Raw genomic sequence first — 17,836 nt, 5'->3', positions numbered from 1 at the left:
CCGGCGTGCGCATGGAGGCAAGGCATGGGTGCGGAAGTCATGGTTTCTTCGACGCAGCCGCGGCTGCAGCAACTCGAACGGGCGCTGGACGATATCGGCGTCACTCCGTCGCACAAGAAAATCCTGGCGCTGATTTTGTTCGGCGTGCTGTTCGACGTGTTCGAGCAGAATGCCGTGGGCCTGGTGGGGCCGCTGCTGCGGGAACACTGGGGCGTGTCGGCGGCGGAAATCGGCTTTCTCAACACCCTGACCTTCGGCGCGGCGGCGCTGGGCCGGCTGGGTTCCGGCTATATCGCCGACCGGTATGGGCGCCGCGCGATGCTGAGCATCAACCTGATGCTGTTCACGCTGGGTGCGCTGATCTGCGCGCTGGCGCCGAATTACGCGGTGCTGGCCGCGGGGCGTTTCATTGTCGGCTTCGGGCTGGGCGGCGAAATCTCGATCGCGGTGACCATGCTGGCCGAGTTCTGCTCGTCGCGTTTCCGCGGCGTGGCGGTCGGCGCCATCAACGTGGCGGGCGGCGGGCTGGGCAATATGCTGGCGCCGGCCTTCGGGCTGGCGGTGTTCGCCTTGTTTCCCGGCCCGGACAGCTGGCGCTGGCTGTTCGGCTGCCTGGTGCTGCCGGCGTTTTTCGTGCTGCTGTACCGGCGCTTTATCCCGGAGACGCCGCGCTTCCTGCTGTCCAAGGGGTGCGTCGACGAGGCCAACCACGTGCTCAATATCCTCGCCTCGGGCAAGCTGTCGCGGCGCACGGCGCAGTCGACGGAATACCTGAGTGCCGCGCGCGAGGGCGATATCCCGCCGGAAAAGGTCCGTCTGAGCGAGGTCTTCACCGGTCGCCTGGCACGCCGCACGATCGCGGTGGGGATCGCCGTGTGCATGACCTACGGCGCGCAGATCTCGGTACTGACGCTGATGCCGACGATCCTGATGGCGCAGGGCTATACCCTGACCAAAAGCTTTGCCTTCACCATCGTGATGCAGTCCGGCAGCCTGCTGGGTGCGGTGGCGGCGTCGTACTTCGGTTACCGTTTTCCGCGCAAGCGTGTGCTCACATTGGGCGCGCTGCTGGGCTGCGTGATCGGGCTGTGCTTCGGCTTCCTGTCCAGCTCCGCCGCGCTGGTGCTGCTGTTCGGCGCGGCCTTCCAGTTCTGCGTGCTGCTGCTGAACACCTCGATCTGGATCTACGCGCCGGAGCTGTATCCGACCCGCGTGCGCGCCTTCGGCACCGCCTTCATCCTCGCGCTCGGCACCATGGCCGGCGCGGCCATGCCGCTGGTCGCCGGGCGCGTGTTCGACCAGTACGGCATCGGCGGCATGTTCGGGATGATGGCCGGCATGTACGCGGTGTTCGCGCTGGTGCTGCAGTTCGCCCCCGAGACCTTCGGCCGGGCGCTGGACGGCGCCGACGATGAGCCCGGCGGCGAGCCCGGCAACGCCTCGCGGCATCCGGCAGGCCAGCCCGCCGCCAGCCAGCACTCCTGAATCCCGAGACGTGAATGAGCCATATTCTGCTGATCAACCCGAATACTTCCAGCGCCACCACGCAGATGATGGTCGGCATCGCCCGCGCCTGGCTGGCGCAGCGCCTGGCCGCGCCGCCGGCCGTGGTCGGCGCGACGGTGGCGCGCGGTGCGCCGATGATCGTCGACGATAACGATCTGGCGGTGGCCGCCGGCGCGGTCAATGACGCGGACATGGTGCGCCTGGCTGGCCTTGCCGGGGGCGTGATCGTCGGCGCCTTCGGGGATCCGGGCCTGGAAGTCCTGCGCGCTCAGCTGGCAGTGCCGGTAGTGGGCATCGGCGAGGCCGCGATGCGCGCCGCCGCGGCGGGCGAGCGGCGCTTCGGCATCGCCACCACCACGCCGCGGCTGGCGGCGTCGATCGAATCCGGCGTGCGCCGGCACGGGCTGGAGGCCTGGTTTACCGGCGCGCGCTTCACCGATGGCGACCCGCGCGCGCTGGGCAGCGCGCCGCAGCAACAAGAGGAACGGCTCGCGGGCGCGGTGCAGGCGTGCATCGACGATGGCGCGCAGGCCGTGATCATCGGCGGCGGGCCGCTGGGCGAGGCCGCGCGGGCGCTGGAACAGCGCTTCGCCGTACCCGTGATCGGGCCGATCCCGGCCGCATGCGAAGCGCTGGCCCGGGCCCTCGGCCTGGCGCCGCGCCAGGGACCGGCGGATTCGCCGGCTGCGGCCCTGGCAGGCGCTTAGGCCACCAAAGGCGGGCTAGGCCACGCGCGTCGGCCGCCTGGCCTTCATCGCGGACGGGCGTACCTGTTGCAGCGCGCGCAGTGACTGCAGGGCATCCTCGACCGCTTCGATGCCGTCGCGCAGGCGGCCGGTGGCATAGCCCAGGCGGCTTTGCGCATCGGCATCGGGGGTGGAAAGGTTTTCGAGTGCGTCGACTTCCGCCTGCATCTGTCCGACCAGGCGGCGTAGCTGGGATGTGCTGTGCGAGGCTAGCGAACGGATCGCCATCGTGAGAGCCCTCCTTGCAAAGACCGGGTGCGCCCGCTGGCGCTGGTCCGCACGCTTCGTGCGGTGCCCGTCCTTTCTACGGTAAAGGCGGCGCAATAAGTTAGCCAGCGCTGTTACGAAATCGGCACGGTGGCGCGGCCCGACCGCAGCCCGCTGCCGCGCCGCGCTGCCCGCAGGTTCGGCTATAGTCACCCGATGGATTCGCACCCGTCCCGCATGCGCGCAAAACCGGGCAGTCTGCCCGACGACGCCGCCACTCCCGCCGCGCAAGCCGAGGTGCGCCATCGCGCCGGCCGGAACAGCACGCTGGTCAGCGTCGCAGTCAATATCGGCCTGACCGCGGTGCAGGGGGTGGCGGGAGTGATCTCCGGCTCGCAGGCCCTGATCGCCGACGCCGCGCATTCGCTGTCCGACCTGCTTTCGGACTTCGTCGTGCTGGCCGCCGGCTGGCAGAGCCGCAAGGACCCGGATGCCGACCACCAGTACGGCCACCTGCGCTTCGAGACCGCCGCCTCGCTGGCCCTTGGCGTGCTGCTGCTGACGGTGGGGGCCGGCATGCTGTGGGCGGCGCTGGGCAAGCTGCAGTCCGCGGGCGGCGCGCAGGCGGTGCAGCCCGTGGCGCTGTGGGTGGCGCTGGCCACGCTGGCGTCCAAGGAACTGCTGTTCCGGTACATGCTGGCCGTGGCGCGGCGGGTGCGGTCGAGCATGCTGGTGGCCAACGCCTGGCATGCGCGCTCGGATGCGGCGTCGTCGCTGGTGGTGGCGCTCGGCATCGGCGGCAATCTGCTGGGCTATCACGTGCTCGACCCGATCGCGGCGATCGTGGTCGGGCTGATGGTGGCGCGCATGGGGCTGCGCTTCGGCTGGGACGCGCTCAACGACCTGATGGACCGCGCCGCCGACGAGGAGACCGTCGCCGCGATCCGCGCCACCATGCTGGCCACGCCCGGCGTGCTCGGCCTGCACGAACTGCGCACGCGCAAGATGGGCGACCAGGTGCTGGTCGACGTGCATCTCGAGATCGACGCCACCCTGACCGTGGCGCAGGGTCATGCCATCGCGGTGGAAGCGCGGCGCCGCACGCTGGAACACCACCATGTGCTCAACGTGATGACGCACGTCGACCCGGTATACGTGGGCGCAACCACTGCCGATGGCTGAGCCGGGGCTGTGGACAGCCTGGCCCAAGCCTGGGGATAACCGGCCGGACAAGCTGTGCCGCGCCTGGGGACGCGTTGTGGGACGTATACGAACAACTCGCGGGGGCGCGCGGTAGATGTATACGTTGCCGCCGTCTTGTCCCGGCAAATCAGGGTTATCCCGGAGCCGTTATCTTTGCTGCAAGTCACTGACCCGCAAGGGAAAAGGTGACTTATCCACGGCCCGGAGCCCGGTTTACCTACTACTACTATGTTTACATACGTAAACAATATAAAGACGACAGCCAGGACCTTTGCGCCAGACGATGGTGCCTGGTTGGCACGTTGGCTTGCACGACGTATACGCGGCGGTCCGTATACCGCCTAGCGCGGCACCTTGAACGCCTTGCGCGCCGCCAGCACCTGCGCGCGCGTGGCGCAGCCCTCCTGGTGGTCGTTGACCAGGCCCATGGCCTGCATCAGCGCATACATCGTGGTGGGCCCGACAAAGCGCCAGCCGCGCTTCTTCAGGTCCTTGGACAGCGCGGTGGACTCGGGCGAAATGGCCATGGTGCGCAGTACCTCGGGCGTCAGCACCTTCGGCCGGCTGGCCGGATCGGGCTCGAAGCGCCAGAAGTAGGCCGCCAGCGAGGACTCCGATTCCAGCAGTTCGCGGGCCCGCTGGGCATTGTTGATCGCGGCCTCGATCTTGCCGCGATGGCGCACGATGCCGGCATCGCCCAGCAGGCGCGCGATATCGCGCTCGGTGAAGCGCGCGACTTTCTCGATGTCGAAATTGGCAAACGCCTTGCGGAAGGCTTCGCGCTTGCGCAGGATGGTCAGCCAGCTGAGGCCGGACTGGAACCCTTCCAGGCACAGTTTCTCGAACAGCCGGCGGTCGTCGGCGACCGGAAAGCCCCACTCGGTGTCGTGGTAGTGGCAATAGTCCTCCAGCGTGCCGCACCAGCCGCAGCGCACCGGCGCGGCCAGCGCTTCCTTGTTGCTCGTCATGCGTACCTTTCCAGTATTGAATGAAGGGGGCGCCGCTCGGGCTCTCGCCGGCCGGCGCATTTGCTGCGATCATGCCCGCACCTGAGAGATAGCGGAAGGCTGAAAATGGACATGCGATTGACTACCCTGGACGAGGACGGATGGGAGCTCGACGACGCCGAGCCCATTGCCGCCGCCCACCCCGACACCTTCTGGATGCCGCCGCGCGCCGAACGCGACGCGCTTGCCGCCGGCCAGCAGGTCAAGCTGATCTTCCGCATCCTGGTCGCCGACGAGGATGGCAACGAGGAAGTCCACGTCGAGCGGATGTGGGTCAATGTGACCGGGCGCGAAGGCGCCTTCTATACCGGCGAACTCGACAACCAGCCGTACTGCACCGACGAGATGAAGCCCGGCATGCCGCTGTGTTTCGAGGCCCGGCACGTCATCCATATCTATCGGGAAGGGGACGAGGACGCCTGAGCCGTATTTGCGCGACCAGCCGCCGGCCACAAAAAAGCCAGCCTCGCGGCTGGCTTTTTCGATGGACACGCGCGGCGCGCTCAGGCCAGCCGCTTGCCGGTCCGGTCGTGCATGAACACCAGCGCGACAAAGCTGACCACGGCGGCGGCGATCACATAGTAGGCCGGCGCCAGCTTGTTCTGGGTCGACTCGATCAGCCAGGTCACGATCAGCGGGGCGAAGCCGCCGAAGATGGTCACGGCGAAGTTATAGGCCAGCGACAGGCCGGTGGAGCGCACTTCGGTCGGGAACTGCTCGGCCAGCACCGCCGGGGCCGGGCCGGTAAACGCCGCGAGCAGGATGCCCAGCACGATCTGCACCTGCAGCAGCGTCTGCGTGGTCGGCGCCACGTTGAGCCAGTGGAACAGCGGATAGGCGAGCACGCCGATCAGCAGCGCCACCACGCCCAGCATGCGCTTGCGCCCGACGCGGTCCGACAGCATGCCCATCAGCGGGCACAGCACCAGGATGATGGCGCCGCACAGCGCGGTCGACTGGAATGTGGCGCCCAGCGGCAGGCCCAGCTGCTGCTTGGCGTACGACGGCATGTAGAACACCAGCACATAGGTGCAGACCGTCCACAGGATGGTCACGCCGAGGCCCGCCAGCACTTCGCGCGGGTGGTCGCGCAGCACCTGCGACAACGGCGAGAACTTCACCTGCGCGGCCTTGCGGGCGGCCTGGCGCGCCTCGAACTCGGGCGGCTCGTGCAGGTGCGAGCGGATATACATGCCCACCGGGCCGATCAGCAGGCCGAACAGGAACGGGATGCGCCAGCCCCAGGCGTCGATCTGCTCCGGCGACAGGCTGTTGGTGACCAGCGCGCCCATGGCCGCGCCCAGCATGAACGAGATGCCCTGGCTGGCCTGCTGCCAGCTGGCGTAGGCGCCGCGCTCGGCGTCGGGCGCGTGCTCGATCAGGAAGGCGGTGGCGCCGCCGACTTCGCCGCCGGCGGAAAAGCCCTGGATCAGCCGCGCGACCACGATCAGTGCCGGCGCCCACAGGCCGATCTGGTCGTAGGTCGGGGCCAGGCCGATGATGGCCGTGCCCAGCGCCATCAGCAGGATGGTCAGCGTCAGCGCCGCCTTGCGGCCGACGCGGTCGGCATAGACGCCCAGCACGATGGCGCCGACCGGGCGCATGAAGAAGCCCACGCCGAAGGTGGCGACGGTAAGCAGGAACGAGGTCAGGTCATTGCCGGTGGGAAAGAACAGCTTGGCGATGATGACGGCAAAGAAGCTGTAGACGGTGAAGTCGAACCACTCCAGGCCATTGCCGATGGTGGCGGCGATGATCGCCTTGCGTCGGGTGGCGTTGGTCAGTTCTGGAACGGGGGCGGTAGTCGCGGTCATGAAGCGTTGGTCATGCGGGGAAACCGCCATATTAAGCGATTCCTTAATCCCGGACCTCGGCGCCAGCGGCGCAACTCAGTTGTGGCGTGCGGTTTCAGGCATCCGATGGCCTGGGCTGCGCCTGGCCTGGGGCAGCTTCGACGGGGGCCTGCGAAGCCGGGGCGGCATCCACGGCAGGGGCAGGGCGGTGGCGGGTGAGCCACAGCAGCACGGCGCTGGCGACCCAGCCGGCGACGAACACGGTGTCCCCGGCCCGGTTCAGCCAGGTTGACGCGGCCGGCATGCCGGTCACGGACAGCAGCAGGCCGGCCGGCAACCGCGCCAGGATCCACAGCGCGACGGCGGGTAGGCTGCCGTAGACGCCCGGCTGCCACCATTGGCCGGGAATGCGGCTGTGCCGTCCGGTGCGGCGCGGATTGCGCGATGCCACCCTAGTCTCCTGTTGCGGAATTTCCTGCGGAGCGCCCGCATGAGGGGCTTCCGGCTGCAGCATAAGTCCCTTGCATCCGCCGCGGTGCGGGCTCGGCGCGGGTTATGTGGGCCGCGCCACGGATCGGCCCCCGGATTCAATTTTTTTGCATGAAGTGTCCGCAAACGGCGTCCGCGAGCGCCGCCGTTCTTTGCCAAACTGGAAGCCAGTACACAAACCGTTTGAAGGCGGTATTGCCATGCTTCCCTCGCTCTATATCTCCCACGGCTCGCCGATGCTGGCCATCGATCCCGGCCCCACCGGCGCCGCGTTCGAGGCGCTGGGCGCCCGGCTGCGCGCGCAGCGCCCGCGCGCGGTGCTGGTGATTTCGGCGCACTGGATCTACAGCACGCTGGCCGTCACCAGCCGCGAACGCCAGGAGGCCTGGCACGATTTCGGCGGCTTTCCGCGCGAGCTGTATGCCTTGCGCTACGACGCCCCGGGTTCGCCGGAACTGGCGGCGCGGGTGAAGGCGCTGGTCGAGTCGGCGGCGATTCCCGGCGCGGGCTTTGTCGGCCACGACGACGAGCGTCCGCTCGACCATGGCGCCTGGATGCCGATGCGCCACTTCTTCCCCGATGCCGACATGCCGGTAGTACAGCTGGCGCTGAATCCCTACCTGCCGCCCGCGACGCAGATCGCGATCGGGCGGGCGCTGGCGCCGCTGCGCGACGAAGGCGTGCTGGTGCTGGCCTCGGGCAGCTTTACCCATAACCTGCAGGAAGTGTTTGGCGGCGGCCGGCGCGAACAGCACGGCCCGCAGGCCGAGCCGTACGTCGAGGCGTTCCGCAAATGGATGGCCGACGCGCTGGACCAGGCGCTGGCCACCGGCGACACCCGCCTGATTGCCGACTACCGGGCCCAGGCGCCCTATGCGCGCCGGGCACATCCGACCGACGAGCACCTGCTGCCGTTCTATGTGGCGCTGGGCGCGGCGCTCGGCCCGGAGGGTATGGGCCCGGCCTTGCCGGAGCCGGCCACGGTGTCCCGGGTGGCGGACGAGGTCACCTATGGCGTGCTGGCGATGGACAGCTTCGTGTTCGAAGGCATGGGTGCCGGGGCGCCGCTGCGCGCCGCGGCCTGAAGGCTTACCGGCGCGACAGCGCGCGCGGCGGCAGGTAGCGCCGCGCCGAGCGCGCTCCCGCCACTGCGATCCAGCCCATGGTCAGCGCTACCAGCGCCAGGCCGGCGCGCAGGCTGGCCAGGTGCGCCACGCCGCCGATCAGCACCGGGCCCAGCAGCAGCCCGACGTAGGCGAAGCGCGCCACGCGCGCAATCGCTTCCGCCGGCGCCACGCCGGGCAGCCGCGACGCGGCGACAAAGAAGATCGGCACCATATTGGCCGCGCCCAGCCCCATCAGCGCAAAGCCTGCCAGCGCGGCCAGCGGCAGCGGCACGGCCAGCGCCAGCGCAATGCCGGCAAAGCCCAGCCAGGCGCTGCCGGTCAGCGTGGCGCTGTCGCCCAGGCGCGCGCGTAGGCGGTCGCCGCCGAAGCGCCCGCACGCCATGCCGCCCGAGAACGCGGCATAGCCCAGGCTGACCCAGCCGTCGGGCGCGCGTGCCACGTCGCGCATGTAGACGCTGGTCCAGTCGTACATCGCGCCTTCGCCGATCAGCCCGAGAAAGGCCAGCAGCCCCAGCAGCCATAGCGCCCGCACCGCATGGTCGCGATGGTGGGGCGCGGAAGGCGGCACCGGGTGGTCGGCCAGCAGCCCCGGCAGCGTGGCCACCGCTACCACGGCGGTCACGCCGGCCATCATGGCCGCATGCGCCAGCGGCGGCACGTCCCAGGCCAGCATCACGCCGCCAAAGCCCGCGCCTGCCATCCCGCCCAGGCTGAACATGCCGTGCAGCGACGACATCACCGGCCGCGTGCGGCTGGCCTCGACCGTGGCGGCCTGCGCGTTCATGGCGACATCGAACGCCGCGTTGGTCATGCCGAAGACCAGCAGCGCGGGCAGCAGCAGCCAGAACGACGGCATCGCCAGGATCGCTACCGTGGCCAGCGCGAACAGCAGCCCGCCGGCCATCGAGGCGCGCGCGCTGCCGGCGCGCGCCACCCAGCGGCCGACCGGGCCCATTGCCACGATGGCGCCGCCCGCCACCGCCAGCATCGCCAGCGACAGCATCGCGTCGGACAGCCCGAAGCGCGCCTTGATGGTGGGGATATGCACGCCCCAGGTGGCGAAGGTAGCGCCATTGACGAAGAACAGCGCCATGGTGCCGCGCGTGGCGCGCGCAACCTGGCCGGCAGGCAGCGCCGCGGCGGACGCCGGCAAGCCGGTCATGGGCGGCCCGCCTCCACGCGCAGCAGCCCGCGCCGGTGCAGCGCGTAGCCGAACGCCAGCAGCGCACCCAGCGCCAGTGCCAGCATCACCCATAGCATCAGCCAGTAGCCCCCGGCCGCGCGCCACAGCAGCGCGCCCAGCCATGGCGCCGCCGCCTGCATCAGCAGCACCGGCGTCATCATCAGACCGTTGAGGGTGGCGTAGTGGTGGCGCGAGATCAGCTCCGGCATCGCCATCGCGCGCAGCATGGTGTTGACGCCGTTGGCGCAGCCGTACAGCACGGCCGCCACCATCAGCCAGGCGCCATGTCCCAGCGCGAAGCACAGCAGGCCGACGCTCATCAGCGCATAGACCGGCAGCGACAGCCGCACCGGGTGGCGCACGCCGGCGCGCATCATCAGCATGCGGCCCGCCACCTGGGCCGGACCGATCAGCGCCGCGACCGCCAGCTGCTGCGCCACCGGCATGCCTTTCTCGGTCAGCATCGGGATCAGGTGCGCACCCAGCAGCGACGCCACCACCGCGGTCGCGGTAAAGGCCAGCACCACCGCCCAGAACACCGGCTGGCGCAGCGTGGCGCGGGCAATGTCGCGGCCGCCGGCGGGAGTCGTGCCGGCGCCGGCGCCGGAGTAAGAGGGATGCAGGGCGTAGCGCATGCGCGCATGCAGCGGCGCGCAGACCAGCAGGTTCAGCAAGGCAAAGCCGACCAGCGTCGGGCGCCAGCCGACATGCAGCACCAGCCATTGCGCCAGCGGCACGAAGATCGTGCTGGCAAAGCCGGCCATCAGCGTGACCGCGACGATCGGCTTCTGGTACTGGTCGCCATAGGCCTGGCGCAGCACCACGAAGGCGGGCTCGTACAGCGTGGTCGCCATGGCCAGCCCGAGCGGCACCCACATCAGCAGGAACACGGACTGCGACGGCGTCCACGCCCACAGCAGCAGGCCCAGCCCGGCCAGCACCGAGCCCGTGCCCATCACCTTGCGCGCCGGCGCGCGGTCCAGCAGCCGCCCGACCGCGAACGAGCACAGCGCCCACACCAGCAGCCCCAGCGAATAGCCGCCCGCCAGGAAAGGCTTGGACCAGCCCAGGCTGCGGATCATCGGGTCGATGAAGACGGTGAAGGCGAAGAACAGCGTGCCCCAGGAGATGGTCTCGGTCAGGCCGAGGATCCACACCAGCCGGCGCGGCGGCGTGGCGGGCTGCGCGGGCCCGGCGCGGGCTGGGCTGGCGTCAGGATCGGAGTCGGCAGCTTCCGTGCCGGGGCTGGCTTCGAGTGTGGTCATGGCGGGCCCGGCGGGGGATGGCCGCCACGGAAGCGGCGCGCCTTGGGCCAGTCGGAAATTGTAGCGATGCTGCGCGCCGGCTGCTCGCGGCGTACTGGCCGCGACGCGCGTTACTGTGCGGTCACCGGCGTCGGAGGTCCCTTCAGCTCGACCACGTTGCCGTCCGGGTCCTGCACATAGAGCGACGGTCCCTTGCCTTCGGCGCCGAAGCGCTGCGCCACCTCGCCCGCGTCGACGCCATGCCGCGCCAGGAGCGCGCGCAGCGCCTGCGCGTCGAACGGCTCGATGCGCAGGCAGAAATGGTCGAGGTTGCGGCCCTGCGCGCCCGGCCCGGCGCCACCCGCGCGGCCCAGCGGACCATCGAGCGTGACCAGGTCGATCAGGCTGGCACCGGCGCGCAGCTGGGTCAGGCCCAGGTCGGCCTGCTCGCGCTCGACGCTGCAGCCGAGCACGTCGACATAGAAGCGCCGCAGCGCGGCCACATCGGCGCTGCGCAACACCAGGTGGTCGATGCCGAGGATGCGGAACGTCGCGTCAGTGGTGCAGTCCGTCATAGTCGATGATCTTGAGGTTATCCAGGTCGACATTGTCCAGGCAGCGCACATTGACCGCGGCCATCGGCTTGCCGTCCTTGTCCTGCCCGTCCGCATACGGGCCGCAGCCGCACACCGGGCAGAAGCGGTGCGCGATCTTCATGGTGTTGAAGCGGTAGGTGGAGGCGTTGCTCTCGGGCGTGTCCAGCTTGAAGGACGCGCGCGGCACGAACCACAGCAGGTGGCCGCGCCGCCGGCAGATCGAGCAGTTGCAGCGGTTCACGCTGGGGATGCTGTCGGCCTCGACCGCGAAGGCGATGTTGCCGCAATGGCAGCTTCCGTTGAAGGTCATGTCATTCTCCTTGCGACAGGGTCCGTTCGACCCGGGATCACAGCAACGCTGCTGCGCCGCAATATGCCGGCACATTGTTTGGTTTTTGACAGTGTAGTCCGGCCACGGGTGCCACAATGCCGGCAAAAGACAACGACACGCGCGGCCACCGCGCCCCATCCCATCAAAGGAGACCCGCATGAGCGACACCCACGCGCCGGCACGCGCCAGCTTCAGCCATATGGAACACGGCACCCGCGAGGACTGGGCCGCCATCTCCGCCGAGTTCATGCCGTTCGCACGTGCGCTGCCTGACCGGGTGCTGGCGCACCTGCGCCTGCTCGACGGCGACTGCGGCGGCTTCCCGGTGGACCGGCTCACGCATTCCTTGCAGACCGCGACGCTGGCGCACCGCGACGGCCAGGACGAGGAATACGTGGTCTGCGCGCTGCTGCACGATATCGGCGATACGCTGGGCAGCTTCAACCATCCCGACATCGCCGCCGCCATCCTCAAGCCCTTCGTCAGCGCCGAGAACCTGTGGATGGTGGAAAAGCACGGCGTATTCCAGGGCTACTACTTCTTCCATCATCTCGGCCTCGATCGCAACCTGCGCGAGCAATACCGCAGCCAGCCCGAACTGTTCGAGCGCACCGCGGAGTTCTGCCGCAAGTACGACGCCGCCGCCTTCATGACCGACTACGACACGCTGCCGCTGTCGTTCTTCGAGCCGATGGTGCGCCGGGTGCTATCGCAGCCAAAGCACTCGATGTATGTGAAGCCCGGGGAAACGACGCTGGCGCAGGCATAAGGCGACGACACACCCGTACCGATGGTGTTCCCTCTCCCCGCATGGGGAGAGGGCAGGGTGAGGGGTGGTTTGGCTAGGGGCCACGCATCGAGAAACGCCGGCCCTCTCCCCCGGCCCCTCTCCCGCAAGCGGGAGAGGGGAGCAAACAGCGGGATCTGCAAAAGCTTGAGCCTCAAGCCGCCCGCTGTGCCGTCTCCGGATGCCGGAACTGCTCCAGCAGCTTCGCCCAGCGCGCCCGCACCGCCTTCAGGTTGTTTTCCTTCACGTGGCCGAAGCCGCGGATATCGTCGGGCAGGTTGGCCAGCGCCACCGCGGTGCCGTGGTTGGTGGCATTGAGGCCCGCCACCAGTTCATCCAGCAGGGCGCGGTACTCGCCGATCAGCGCGCGCTCGGTGCGGCGCTCTTCGGTCTTGCCGAAGATGTCGAAGATGCCGCCGCGCAGCCCCTTCATCTTTGCCAGCACGCGGAACAGCTTCATCGTCGACGAGCCGAACTTGCGCTTGACCAGCTGTCCCTTGTCGTCGCGCTTCGCGTTCAGCGGCGGCGCCAGCCAGAAGTTGAGCTGGTAGTCGCGCCCTGGCTCGCCCTCGAACTGCGCCCGCAGCTTGTCCAGGAAGGCCGGGTCCGTATAAAGACGCGCCACTTCGTACTCGTCCTTGTACGCCATCAGCTTGGCCAGGTTGCGCGCCGCCGCCTCGGTCAGCGGCAGGGCCTTGCCGCTGCCCAGCAGCGCGCTCTCGGCCGCGCGCACGCGCTCGATCGCTTCGCGGTAGCGGCTGGCATAAGCCGCATCCTGGTACGCAGTCAGGTGTTCCACGCGGCGCGCGATCAGCTTGTCGAGCAAGGCGCCGGTCGACGCCGGCAGCTTGACCACGGCTGCCCCTTCGGCGGTGCTCCTGAGCTTGCCGCTCAGCGACAGCACGTGCTCCGGGTCGTGCGCCATATGGCGGCCCCAGTCGAACGCGGCCTTGTTCTTTTCCACCGCCACCCCGTTCAGCTCGATGGCGCGCTCCAGCGCCTGCAGCGTCAGCGGGATCCAGCCCTTCTGCCAGGCGTAGCCCAGCACCAGCGGGTTGGTGTAGATGGCATCGCCCAGCAGCGCCACGGCCAGCCCAGAGGCATTGATGAAGTCGCACTTCTCGCCCACCGCATTGCGCACGTCCTGCTCGGCCGACAGACCCGGGAATTGCCACTTCGGGTTCTTGATGAAGTCGGCGGTCGGGGTTTGCGCGGTGTTGACCACGGCGCGGGTGCGGCCGGCCTGGGTCTTGGAGATGACCTCGTCGGAGGCCGACACGATGGCGTCGCAGCCGATCACCAGGTCGGCCTCGCCCATGGCGATACGGGTGGCATGCAGGTCTTCGGGGCGCGCGGCTAGCTGCACGTGCGACAGCACCGCGCCACCCTTCTGCGCCAGCCCAGCCATGTCGAGCACGGTGACGCCCTTGTTCTCCAGGTGAGCGGCCATGCCGAGCAAGCCGCCGATGGTCACCACGCCGGTGCCGCCGACGCCGGTCACGAGGATGCCGTAGGCGCGGCGGATCGCCGGCAGTTGCGGCTCAGGCAGCGGCGGCAGGCTGTCCATCGACACGCCATGCTGCTCGGGCTTGCGCACCTGCGCGCCCTCGGCCGTGACGAAGCTGGGGCAGAAGCCGTTCACGCACGAGAAGTCCTTGTTGCACGACGACTGGTTGATCTGGCGCTTGGTGCCGAACTCGGTTTCCAGCGGTTCCACCGACAGGCAGTTGGACTTGACCGAGCAGTCGCCGCAACCTTCGCAGACCGCGTCGTTGATAAAGGCGCGGCGCGGCGGGTCTTCCATCGTGCCGCGCTTGCGGCGGCGGCGCTTCTCGGTGGCGCAGGTCTGGTCGTAGATCAGGATGGTGCAGCCCGGCACCTCGCGCAATTCGCGCTGCACGCGGTCGAGCTGGTCGCGGTGGTGGATGTCGATGCCTGCCGGCAGCTTGATCGCCGCGTTGTATTTCTCGGGCTGGTCGCTGACGATGACGATCTGCTTCGCGCCCTCGCTGTGCACCTGCCAGGCGATGTCCTGCACCGACAGCTGGCCGTCGACCGGCTGGCCGCCGGTCATCGCCACCGCGTCGTTGTACAGGATCTTGTAGGTGATGTTGACGCCCGCGGCGATCGACGCGCGGATCGCCAGCAGCCCGGAATGGAAGTAGGTGCCGTCGCCGAGGTTGGCGAACACATGCTTGTCGCCGGCAAACGGCGCCTGGCCGATCCACGCCACGCCTTCGCCGCCCATCTGGCTGAAGGTGCTGGTGCTGCGGTCCATCCACACCGTCATGTAGTGGCAGCCGATGCCGGCCAGCGCGCGCGAGCCCTCGGGCACGTTGGTCGAGGTGTTGTGCGGGCAGCCCGAGCAGAACCACGGCTTGCGCTCGGCCTTCGGCTGGTCCTTGCCCTGGCCCACCACGCGCGGCGTGGCCAGCGCCTTTTCCTTGGCCTCGATAATGGCCAGGCGCGCGGTGATGCGCGCGCGCACGTCCACCGGCAGGTCGAACTTGTCCAGCCGCGTGGCGATGGCCTTGGCGATGATCGCCGGCGACAGCTCGTAGTGCGCCGGCAGCAGCCAGTTGCTTTGCGGGATCGACCATTCGCCGCCGGCGTTGTCTTTCTCGTCGAACTTGCCGTAGACCTTGGGGCGGACATCGTCGCGCCAGTTGTACAGCTCTTCCTTGAGCGCGTACTCCATGATCTGGCGCTTCTCCTCGACCACCAGGATTTCCTGCAGGCCTTCGGCAAAGGCGCGCGCGCCGTGCGCCTCGAGCGGCCACACGCATCCCACCTTGTACAGCCGGATGCCGATCTGCGCGCAGGTGGCGTCGTCCAGGCCCAGGTCGGCCAGCGCCTGGCGCGTGTCCAGGTAGGCCTTGCCGCCGGTCATGATGCCGAAGCGCGCGTGCGGCGAGTCGATCTCGATGCGGTCCAGCTTGTTGGCGCGCACATAGGCCAGCCCGGCGTACCACTTGTAGTCGAGCAGCCGCGCTTCCTGCTCCAGCGGCGGATCGGGCCAGCGGATGTTGAGGCCGCCCGGCGGCATGATGAAGTCGTCCGGCAGCGCGATCTGCACGCGATGCGGGTCGAGCTCGACCGAGGCCGACGATTCGACCACGTCGGTCACGCACTTCATCGCCACCCACAGCCCGGAGTAGCGGCTCATGGCCCAGCCGTGCAGGCCGTAGTCCAGGTACTCCTGCACGTTGGACGGATACAGCACCGGCAGGCCGCAGGCCTTGAAGATGTGCTCGGACTGGTGCGCCAGCGTCGACGACTTGGCCGAGTGGTCGTCGCCGGCCAGCACCAGCACGCCGCCGTGCTGCGAGGAGCCCGCCGAGTTGGCGTGCTTGAACACGTCGCCGGTGCGGTCCACGCCCGGCCCCTTGCCGTACCACATGCCGAAGACGCCGTCGAACTTCGCGTCGGGGTACATGTTGACCTGCTGCGAGCCCCATACCGAGGTCGCGGCGAGGTCTTCGTTCAGGCCGGCCTGGAACACGATGTTGTGCGCGGCCAGGTGCTTCTTGGCCTTCCACAGCGACTGGTCGAGCGCGCCCAGCGGCGAGCCGCGGTAGCCGGAGATAAAGCCGGCGGTGTTCAGCCCGGCGGCGTGGTCGCGCTCCTGCTGCAGCATCGGCAGGCGCACCAGCGCCTGCGTGCCGCTGATATAGATGCGGCCGCGTTCGAGCGTGTATTTGTCTTCGAGGGAAACGTTGGCGAGCGCCTGGCGGATGGCGTCGCTGACCGGCGAGGTCAGGGGGGCATTCATGCGTGCTCCTCTATGGGCGTGCTGTCGGGATCACCGAAACCTGCAGTTGTGGGCAACCGCCTGGTCGCCTCTTGTGAAGGCGCCGGGTGGCTGTGTCTCTGCGCGGCATGGTAGCACCGCCACAAAAGCGGCGGTACCTTGCAATGCAGCACAAAGCGTGCCGGTCATGGCCGTGATTTCCCGTATCGACAGGGCCTGGCGTGTACACTGCGTTGCATCGAGACCGCCCGCGTCGAAGCCGGGCGGTCTCTTGTGCGTCATATCTGCGTTGCCATCCAGGTGCAACCCGATCCCTAGTCCGCCCGCGCCGGTGCGCGGCTTGCCAGCGAATATCCGAACATGACCAATTCCCCCCGCCAGGGCACCGCGACCCTGGCCGTGCTGATCGACGCCGACAACGCGGCGCCCGCCATCGTCGAAGGCCTGCTGGCCGAGGTCGCCAAGTACGGCGTGGCCGCCGTCAAGCGCATCTACGGCGACTGGACCCGGCCCAACCTGGCCGGCTGGAAGGAGCGGCTGCTGTCGCACTCGATCCAGCCGATCCAGCAGTTCCGCTACACCGTCGGCAAGAACGCGACCGACAGCGCGATGATCATCGACGCCATGGACCTGCTCTACACCGGGCGCTTCGATGGCTTCTGCATTGTTTCCAGCGACAGCGACTTCACCCGGCTGGCCTCGCGCATCCGCGAGCAGGGTCTGATCGTGTACGGCTTTGGCGAGCGCAAGACGCCCAAGCCGTTCGTCACCGCCTGCGACAAGTTCATCTACTCCGACGTGCTGCGCGCCGAGGTCGACACCGACGGCGCGGACGGTGCCGACGGCGCCGCCGCGCCCACGCGCAAGCGCAGCACCGGCGAGCTGCGCCAGGACTCGCGCCTGGTGCGCCTGCTGCAGAACGCGGCGCAGGCGGTGTCGGACGAAGACGGCTGGCTGACGCTGGGCAGCATGGGCAACCACATCGCCAAGCAGGCGCCGGAATTCGACTCGCGCAACTATGGCTACGGCAAGCTGTCGGAGCTGGTCGTGGCGACCGGCCTGTTCGAGGTCGAAACCCGCAACGGCGGCAACAACAAGACCATCTGGGTGCGGCTGAAGAAGCGCGCCAAGGGCGGCGAGCCTCAGCAGCGACCGCCGCAGCCGCCGGCCCAGCATGCCGAGCCGGCGCGGCGCCAGCCCGCTCCCGCGCCGGCGCAAGCGCCGGAGCCGGCCCGCGGGGTCGAGCCGCTGCCGACGCCGGAGACGGTTGCTCCCGAACCCGAGGCGCCTGCGCAAGCCGAGCCGCCCTTTGTCGCGGCCGACGCGGTGCAGTCAGAGCCCGAGCCGCAACCGGTGCCGCCGCTGGAAGCCGCGCCGCAGCCGGATCCCGAGCCGAAGGCGGGCAGCCGCACCGGCGCGCGCAAGCGCGCGGCGCGCCGGCCCGAGGTGACTCTGAGCGAGACGCCGTGGCCGATCGACCAGTCGGTGTTCGCGGCGCCGGGCACGACCGTGCTGACGGCGACGGTGGAAGCGGAGCCGCAACCGTCCGCTGCCGAAGCGGAAACCGCTCCGGCACCGGCACCGGCGCGCAAGACGCGCAAGCGTCCGAGCAAGAAGGCAGAGTAAAAACCGCTGCTGGTTTTCTTCCCTCTCCCGCCTGCGGGAGAGGGGCGGGGGAGAGGGCGGGAGCCACTACGGAGTCGAGCATTTCGTTCTTGCTGGCGCCGGCCCTCTCCCCCAACCCCTCTCCCGCTGTATGGACCGGGGACATAGGTGACAGGTGTGCGAGGACATGGTTGACACTCCCGGGCAGATATCTGCCCGGGAGAACGAACCATGCCGTGGAGCGCCCGAGACACCATGAGT

16 protein-coding genes are annotated in these 17,836 nt (G+C 69.0%); 7 read left to right on the top strand and 9 right to left on the bottom strand.

Features of this window, described 5'->3' with window-relative positions:
- Positions 1-24: 24 nt before the first annotated feature.
- Together C7416_RS23785 and C7416_RS23780 are read left to right on the top strand one after the other, a co-directional pair.
- On the top strand, positions 25-1,485 hold the full coding sequence (locus tag C7416_RS23785; RefSeq protein WP_111521221.1) for an MFS transporter: 1,461 nt from the start codon (positions 25-27) through the stop codon (positions 1,483-1,485).
- A gap of 14 nt (positions 1,486-1,499) precedes the next feature.
- Positions 1,500-2,213, top strand: coding sequence for an aspartate/glutamate racemase family protein (locus tag C7416_RS23780; protein ID WP_111521220.1), 714 nt, complete (start codon positions 1,500-1,502; stop codon positions 2,211-2,213).
- Between the two features lie 15 nt (positions 2,214-2,228).
- Here C7416_RS23780 and C7416_RS23775 read toward each other — a convergent pair whose 3' ends face one another.
- Positions 2,229-2,480 carry a hypothetical protein gene (locus tag C7416_RS23775; protein WP_018006124.1) on the bottom strand — a complete coding sequence of 84 codons (252 nt, stop codon included), beginning with the start codon at positions 2,478-2,480 and terminating at the stop codon, positions 2,229-2,231.
- Positions 2,481-2,696: 216 nt separating this feature from the next.
- On the opposite strand from C7416_RS23775, the gene C7416_RS23770 reads away from it, so the two are divergent.
- Positions 2,697-3,641 carry a cation diffusion facilitator family transporter gene (locus C7416_RS23770; RefSeq protein WP_111521304.1) on the top strand — a complete coding sequence of 315 codons (945 nt, stop codon included), beginning with the start codon at positions 2,697-2,699 and terminating at the stop codon, positions 3,639-3,641.
- Positions 3,642-4,003: 362 nt separating this feature from the next.
- On the opposite strand, the gene C7416_RS23765 is transcribed toward C7416_RS23770, so the two are convergent.
- Positions 4,004-4,630, bottom strand: a complete 627-nt coding sequence (locus C7416_RS23765; protein ID WP_111521219.1) for a DNA-3-methyladenine glycosylase I — start codon at positions 4,628-4,630, stop codon at positions 4,004-4,006.
- 105 nt (positions 4,631-4,735) lie between these two features.
- On the opposite strand from C7416_RS23765, the gene C7416_RS23760 reads away from it, so the two are divergent.
- Positions 4,736-5,092 carry a DUF2314 domain-containing protein gene (locus tag C7416_RS23760; protein WP_111521218.1) on the top strand — a complete coding sequence of 119 codons (357 nt, stop codon included), beginning with the start codon at positions 4,736-4,738 and terminating at the stop codon, positions 5,090-5,092.
- Between the two features lie 80 nt (positions 5,093-5,172).
- Here the strand turns inward: C7416_RS23760 and C7416_RS23755 are convergent, their stop codons facing one another.
- A complete protein-coding gene (locus tag C7416_RS23755) occupies positions 5,173-6,483 on the bottom strand; it encodes an MFS transporter (RefSeq protein WP_111521303.1) in 1,311 nt (436 codons plus the stop codon).
- A 94-nt stretch (positions 6,484-6,577) separates the two neighbouring features.
- Positions 6,578-6,913 carry a hypothetical protein gene (locus C7416_RS23750; protein ID WP_181461309.1) on the bottom strand — a complete coding sequence of 112 codons (336 nt, stop codon included), beginning with the start codon at positions 6,911-6,913 and terminating at the stop codon, positions 6,578-6,580.
- Between the two features lie 238 nt (positions 6,914-7,151).
- On the opposite strand from C7416_RS23750, the gene C7416_RS23745 reads away from it, so the two are divergent.
- Complete coding sequence (locus C7416_RS23745) at positions 7,152-8,036, top strand: DODA-type extradiol aromatic ring-opening family dioxygenase (protein ID WP_111521216.1); 885 nt, start codon at positions 7,152-7,154, stop codon at positions 8,034-8,036.
- A 4-nt stretch (positions 8,037-8,040) separates the two neighbouring features.
- Here C7416_RS23745 and C7416_RS23740 read toward each other — a convergent pair whose 3' ends face one another.
- The 4 genes from C7416_RS23740 to C7416_RS23725 all read right to left on the bottom strand — a co-directional run bounded on the left by C7416_RS23740 (position 8,041) and on the right by C7416_RS23725 (position 11,411).
- Positions 8,041-9,240, bottom strand: a complete 1,200-nt coding sequence (locus tag C7416_RS23740; RefSeq protein ID WP_111521215.1) for an MFS transporter — start codon at positions 9,238-9,240, stop codon at positions 8,041-8,043.
- The gene (locus C7416_RS23735; protein ID WP_111521214.1) at positions 9,237-10,526 is read right to left on the bottom strand and encodes an MFS transporter; all 1,290 of its coding nucleotides are present in this window, start codon (positions 10,524-10,526) and stop codon (positions 9,237-9,239) included. Before C7416_RS23735 ends, C7416_RS23740 begins: the two co-directional genes overlap by 4 nt.
- Before the next feature lie 110 nt (positions 10,527-10,636).
- Positions 10,637-11,080: a VOC family protein gene (locus C7416_RS23730; protein ID WP_111521213.1), complete on the bottom strand. Its 444-nt coding sequence runs from the start codon at positions 11,078-11,080 to the stop codon at positions 10,637-10,639.
- On the bottom strand, positions 11,061-11,411 hold the full coding sequence (locus C7416_RS23725) for a GFA family protein (protein ID WP_111521212.1): 351 nt from the start codon (positions 11,409-11,411) through the stop codon (positions 11,061-11,063). The genes C7416_RS23730 and C7416_RS23725 overlap by 20 nt, the downstream gene beginning before the upstream one ends.
- Positions 11,412-11,589: 178 nt before the next feature.
- Between C7416_RS23725 and C7416_RS23720 the strand changes: the two genes are divergently transcribed.
- Positions 11,590-12,201, top strand: coding sequence for an HD domain-containing protein (locus C7416_RS23720; RefSeq protein WP_111521211.1), 612 nt, complete (start codon positions 11,590-11,592; stop codon positions 12,199-12,201).
- A gap of 172 nt (positions 12,202-12,373) precedes the next feature.
- On the opposite strand, the gene C7416_RS23715 is transcribed toward C7416_RS23720, so the two are convergent.
- Entirely contained in the window at positions 12,374-15,991 is a 3,618-nt protein-coding gene (locus tag C7416_RS23715; RefSeq protein WP_111521210.1) for an indolepyruvate ferredoxin oxidoreductase family protein, read from the bottom strand.
- A gap of 339 nt (positions 15,992-16,330) precedes the next feature.
- On the opposite strand from C7416_RS23715, the gene C7416_RS23710 reads away from it, so the two are divergent.
- Positions 16,331-17,596, top strand: coding sequence for an NYN domain-containing protein (locus C7416_RS23710; protein WP_111521209.1), 1,266 nt, complete (start codon positions 16,331-16,333; stop codon positions 17,594-17,596).
- Positions 17,597-17,836 lie beyond the last annotated feature (240 nt).

Source organism: Cupriavidus phytorum (genome assembly GCF_003254285.1).
GTDB lineage: Bacteria > Pseudomonadota > Gammaproteobacteria > Burkholderiales > Burkholderiaceae > Cupriavidus > Cupriavidus phytorum.
This window is presented reverse-complemented; position numbering and strand designations above follow the sequence as displayed.

Bases quoted from the DNA above. Each gene is read 5' to 3' on its own strand.
- C7416_RS23785 (WP_111521221.1), top strand. From the start codon at position 25: ATGGGTGCGGAAGTCATGGTTTCTTCGACGCAGCCGCGGCTGCAGCAA.
- C7416_RS23780 (WP_111521220.1), top strand. From the start codon at position 1,500: ATGAGCCATATTCTGCTGATCAACCCGAATACTTCCAGCGCCACCACG.
- C7416_RS23775 (WP_018006124.1), bottom strand. From the start codon at position 2,480: ATGGCGATCCGTTCGCTAGCCTCGCACAGCACATCCCAGCTACGCCGC.
- C7416_RS23770 (WP_111521304.1), top strand. From the start codon at position 2,697: ATGCGCGCAAAACCGGGCAGTCTGCCCGACGACGCCGCCACTCCCGCC.
- C7416_RS23765 (WP_111521219.1), bottom strand. From the start codon at position 4,630: ATGACGAGCAACAAGGAAGCGCTGGCCGCGCCGGTGCGCTGCGGCTGG.
- C7416_RS23760 (WP_111521218.1), top strand. From the start codon at position 4,736: ATGGACATGCGATTGACTACCCTGGACGAGGACGGATGGGAGCTCGAC.
- C7416_RS23755 (WP_111521303.1), bottom strand. From the start codon at position 6,483: ATGACCGCGACTACCGCCCCCGTTCCAGAACTGACCAACGCCACCCGA.
- C7416_RS23745 (WP_111521216.1), top strand. From the start codon at position 7,152: ATGCTTCCCTCGCTCTATATCTCCCACGGCTCGCCGATGCTGGCCATC.
- C7416_RS23740 (WP_111521215.1), bottom strand. From the start codon at position 9,240: ATGACCGGCTTGCCGGCGTCCGCCGCGGCGCTGCCTGCCGGCCAGGTT.
- C7416_RS23735 (WP_111521214.1), bottom strand. From the start codon at position 10,526: ATGACCACACTCGAAGCCAGCCCCGGCACGGAAGCTGCCGACTCCGAT.
- C7416_RS23730 (WP_111521213.1), bottom strand. From the start codon at position 11,080: ATGACGGACTGCACCACTGACGCGACGTTCCGCATCCTCGGCATCGAC.
- C7416_RS23725 (WP_111521212.1), bottom strand. From the start codon at position 11,411: ATGACCTTCAACGGAAGCTGCCATTGCGGCAACATCGCCTTCGCGGTC.
- C7416_RS23720 (WP_111521211.1), top strand. From the start codon at position 11,590: ATGAGCGACACCCACGCGCCGGCACGCGCCAGCTTCAGCCATATGGAA.
- C7416_RS23715 (WP_111521210.1), bottom strand. From the start codon at position 15,991: ATGAATGCCCCCCTGACCTCGCCGGTCAGCGACGCCATCCGCCAGGCG.
- C7416_RS23710 (WP_111521209.1), top strand. From the start codon at position 16,331: ATGACCAATTCCCCCCGCCAGGGCACCGCGACCCTGGCCGTGCTGATC.